General features: G+C 57.8%; 3 protein-coding genes. All 3 read left to right on the plus strand.

Translation table 11 applies throughout. The features are described 5' to 3' along the window. Positions 1-188: 188 nt before the first annotated feature. The 3 genes from LD28_RS0107705 (at position 189) to LD28_RS0107715 (ending at position 4,781) form a co-directional block, all read left to right on the plus strand. The gene (locus tag LD28_RS0107705) at positions 189-1,712 is read left to right on the plus strand and encodes a nucleobase:cation symporter-2 family protein (RefSeq protein WP_033136403.1); all 1,524 of its coding nucleotides are present in this window, start codon (positions 189-191) and stop codon (positions 1,710-1,712) included. 53 nt (positions 1,713-1,765) lie between these two features. Next, a complete protein-coding gene (guaD, locus tag LD28_RS0107710; RefSeq protein ID WP_033136404.1) occupies positions 1,766-3,082 on the plus strand; it encodes a guanine deaminase in 1,317 nt (438 codons plus the stop codon). A gap of 361 nt (positions 3,083-3,443) precedes the next feature. Continuing rightward, complete coding sequence (locus LD28_RS0107715) at positions 3,444-4,781, plus strand: NCS2 family permease (RefSeq protein WP_033136405.1); 1,338 nt, start codon at positions 3,444-3,446, stop codon at positions 4,779-4,781. The last annotated feature ends 7 nt before the right edge of the window (positions 4,782-4,788 follow it).

Genomic DNA, 4,788 nt, shown 5'->3' on the forward strand with positions numbered 1-4,788 from the left:
GTGTCTGGCTGCGCAAGTGGCACTTCACGCCGGAGCAGATCCTGCGCGAACTGGGCAAGTTGTAGTCACAACAGAGGCAAAGATAGGCAGGTGGAGCTTGCTCCACCTGCCGGATCAACCCGGGTCACTGTGGGGTGTGATGCTTCGGGGTTACTGGATCGTTTTCGATACACCGGGAGTAATTAAAGATGTCTGTGAAACCACGCAAGGACTCTGATCTTATCTACGCCTTGGAAGACCAGCCCCCATTCGGCCAAGCTCTGGTCGGGGCGGTGACCCATCTGCTCGCCATACTGGTTCCCATGGTTGCGCCTGCCTTGATCGTCGGGGCTGCACTTAACCTTTCACCCGAGATCACCACCTATCTGGTCTCGATGTCGATGCTCGCTTCTGGCATCGGCACCTGGTTACAGGTCAACCGTTATGGCCCAATCGGCTCTGGTTTGCTCTCTATCCAGTCAGTGAATTTCTCGTTTGTGACCGTGATGATCACCCTCGGAACGTCGATGGGAAAAGAGGGGATCGATGAGGCCCAGATGGTCTCTTGTTTGCTCGGTATCTCATTTGTGGGTGCATTCCTGGTCATGGCGGCATCGTTTGCACTGCCTTATCTGACCCGGGTGATTACCCCCACCGTGAGTGGCATCGTGGTGTTGATGATCGGTCTGTGTCTCATCAAAGTTGGCATCATCGACTTTGGTGGCGGCATGGCAGCCAAAAGTAGCGGTACGTTTGGCAACTATGAAAATATTGGTGTTGGTCTATTGGTTTTGGCCGTGGTGGTTGGCTTCAACTGTTGCAAGAGTCCCTTGCTACGGATGGGGGGCATCGCCATTGGTCTGTTCGTCGGTTACATCGCCTCTATTATGTTGGGCATGGTCGACTTTTCAGTGCTACAGGGGTTGCCGTTAGTGACGGTGCCCATGTTGTTCAAATATGGTTTCTCCTTTGATTTCGGTGCATTTCTGGTGGCGGGCACCATCTATCTGTTGAGTGTGCTGGAGGCGGTTGGCGCCTTGACCGCCACCGCGATGGTGTCTCATCGTCCTGTGGAAGGGGAGGAGTACACCCGCCGTCTCTCCGGTGGGGTGCTGGCGGATGGTCTGGTCTCGGTGATCGCCTCGGCGTTGGGGTCACTCCCTTTAACCACCTTCTCCCAGAACAACGGGGTGATCCAGATGACCGGGGTCGCTTCTCGTCATGTGGGTAAATTCATCGCCATGATCCTGGTGATCATGGGCATCTTCCCGATTGTCGGGCGCTTTTTTACCACCATTCCATCTCCCGTGCTCGGGGGGGCGATGACCATCATGTTCTCGATGATTGCCATCGCAGGCTGCCGGATCATCATGAGTTATGGTTTCGACCGCCGGGAGAGCCTCATCGTGGCGACGTCACTGGGGCTTGGTCTCGGTGTCTCTTATGACCCGAGTGTCTTCAGAGTGCTGCCCGATGCGATTTACGTGCTGGTAGAGAACCCCATCTGCGCCGGTGGTATCACCGCCATCATCATGAATCTGGTGTTGCCCCAGAGTCGCACACGCAAGGCCAAGGCCGCGGCCAAGAAGGCTGCCAGCATCGGCGATGTGGTCGAGGTGATCCAGTTGAGTGACAAGCCGGATGTGATCGTCACTGTCCACAGTCACGACAGTAAGGTTGAGCAACAAGCGAAGCCCGGTCAGATTGCTGTACCGCAAGCCGAGCGGGTCTGAGTGTTAAACCGGCCACATCGTTAAAACAGAATACAAGAAACAGGGAAACGGTTATGAAATACGACAACTCTGTCAAAGCAGTGCGCGGCAGTTTCTTCGATATCACCCGGGTGGTAGACCACCCGGAAGAGATTGAGTCTAATGCCCGTCTTATCGAGGATGGCCTGCTCATCATTCGCAACGGCTGTATCGACTGGTTCGGTCAGTGGGAGGAGGGACAGGCTCGCATTCCTGCCGAGGTGCGGGTGCGCGATTATCGCGGCAAGATGATAGTACCTGGCTTTGTCGATACCCACATTCACTATCCCCAGAGCGAGATGGTGGGAGCCTACGGCGAGCAGTTGCTGGAGTGGCTTAACCGCCACACCTTCCCGGCCGAGCAGCGCTACAACGATCTCGAGTATGCCCGCGAGATGTCCACGTTCTTTATCAAGCAGTTGCTGCGCAACGGCACCACCACCGCGCTGGTGTTCGGCACCGTGCACCCCGAGTCGGTGGATGCCCTGTTCGAGGTCGCAAGCCGCATCAATATGCGGATGATCGCGGGCAAGGTGATGATGGATCGCAATGCGCCCGATTATCTGCTCGACACTGCCGAGAGCAGCTATGAGCAGAGCAAGCAGCTGATCGAGCGCTGGCATGGTAAAGGGCGCTTGCTCTATGCCATCACACCACGATTTGCACCCACCTCGACATCCGAGCAGCTGGCGATGGCCAGACGGCTGCGGGAAGAGTTTCCTACCACCTATCTGCACACCCATCTGTGCGAGAACAAGGATGAGATCGCCTGGGTCAAATCCCTCTTCCCGGCCCACAAGGGCTATCTCGATGTCTATCACCAGCACGGGCTGACCGGCCACAACTGTGTGTTTGCCCACTGCGTCCATCTGGAAGAGCCGGAGTGGGATTGCCTGAAGGAGACCGGTTCCACCATCGCGTTCTGTCCCACCTCCAACCTTTATCTCGGCAGCGGCCTGTTCAAGCTGCACAAGGCGTGGCAGAAGCAGGTGAAGGTGGGGATGGGCACCGACATCGGCGCCGGCACCACCTTCAACATGCTGCAGACCCTCAACGAAGCCTACAAGGTGATGCAACTGCAAGGGGAGCGGCTCTCGGCCTATCAGGCCTTCTATCTCGCTACCCTGGGCGGCGCCCATTCGCTGGGGCTGGACGAGAAGATCGGCAGTTTTGCGGTGGGCAAGGAGGCGGATTTCGTGGTGCTCGATCCGGTTGCCACTCCGTTGCAGCAACTGCGTTATGACAACTCCACCACCCTGCGGGACAAGCTCTTTGTGATGCTGACCCTGGGGGATGACAGATCCATCTACCGTACCTATGTGGATGGCCAGCTGGTACACGAACGGGGGTAGGAACGGGTCGGGGCTGCCATGGCGCAGCCCCGCAGGAAACGGTGGCTGGCGCGTCCCACCGGGGCGCCGGCTCCGCAGCACGGCAGGGGATTTCCCCTAAACAAGAACGTGAAATGGCCCGGTTTTTTGATTGGAAAGGCAAACGTTTGAGTGTTGTTGCCAACCCTGATCACTGTCTTGCCACCGCCACCGCGTGTGCAACGGCAGACCCACAGATCCTGCCGCCATTTCGTGATGGAACATTCAGGTGCTTGTGAAGGAGTTTGGTATGACCCAAGCGAACAGTAGAATAAACAGCGGGGAAGAGCAGGTCGGGGTTGCCCCTGGCAAGGCGGCCTCACAACAACCGCAGCGTCAACAGATGCAGCAGCCGACAGGGGCGCTGGATCGCTACTTTATGATCAGCGAGCGGGGCAGCAACGTCAGGCAGGAGGTATTGGCGGGGCTCACCACTTTTCTCGCCATGGTTTACTCCGTGATCGTGGTTCCCAGCTTGCTTGGCAAGGCGGGCTTTCCTCCCGCCGCCGTGTTTGTCTCCACCTGTCTGGTGGCGGGGTTTGGTTCGCTCTTGATGGGGCTTTGGGCCAAGCTGCCGATGGCCATCGGTTGCGCCATCTCCCTCACCGCGTTTACCGCCTTCAGTCTGGTGCTGGGGCAGCAGATCTCCATTCCGGTGGCCCTCGGTGCTGTCTTCCTGATGGGGGTGCTCTTTACCGCCATCTCGGTGACCGGGGTGCGTAGCTGGATCCTCGACAACCTGCCGATGGGGATTGCCCACGGTACCGGTATCGGGATCGGTCTCTTCCTGCTGCTCATCGCCGCCAACGGGGTGGGGTTGGTGATCAAGAATCCGATGGATGGATTCCCGGTGGCCTTGGGGGAGATCACCTCTTTGCCGGTCATCATGACGCTGCTCGGTCTTGCCGTTATCTTTGGCCTTGAGAAACTGAAAGTACCGGGCGGGATCCTGCTGGTGATCATCGCCATCTCCATCCTCGGCCTCATCTTCGATCCGGCGGTGAAGTATCAGGGGCTGTTCGCCCTGCCGAGCCTCTCTGACGAGCAGGGCAAGTCGCTGATCTTCAGTCTGGATATCATGGGCGCCCTCTCGCCGCTGGTGTTGCCAAGCGTGCTGGCACTGGTGATGACGGCGGTGTTTGATGCCACCGGCACCATCCGGGCGGTCGCGGGGCAGGCCAATCTGCTGGATAAAGATGGTCACATCATCAACAGCGGCAAGGCACTCAGTGCCGACTCGGTCAGCAGCATCTTCTCCAGTCTGGTGGGGGCATCACCGGCCGCCGTCTATATCGAATCGGCAGCAGGCACGGCTGCGGGGGGCAAAACCGGGTTGACCGCCACCGTGGTCGGCGGCCTGTTCCTGCTGATGCTGTTCCTCTCACCGCTCTCCTATCTGGTGCCTGGTTATGCGACTGCTCCTGCGTTGATGTATGTCGGGCTCTTGATGTTGAGTAATGTGAGTAAACTCGATTTTAATGATTTTGTCGGATCCATGTCCGGTCTGGTATGTGCGGTCTTTATTGTACTTACCGGTAACATCGTGACCGGCATCATGCTTGGCTTCGGTTCGCTGGTGGTTGGCCGCATCTGCTCCAAGGAGTGGCACAAGCTGAATGTGGGCACTGTTATCATCGCCCTGGCACTGGTGATTTTCTATGCTGGAGGGTGGGCTATTTAGGGATAAC

It is taken from the genome of Aeromonas finlandensis (assembly GCF_000764645.1).
Lineage (GTDB): Bacteria > Pseudomonadota > Gammaproteobacteria > Enterobacterales > Aeromonadaceae > Aeromonas > Aeromonas finlandensis.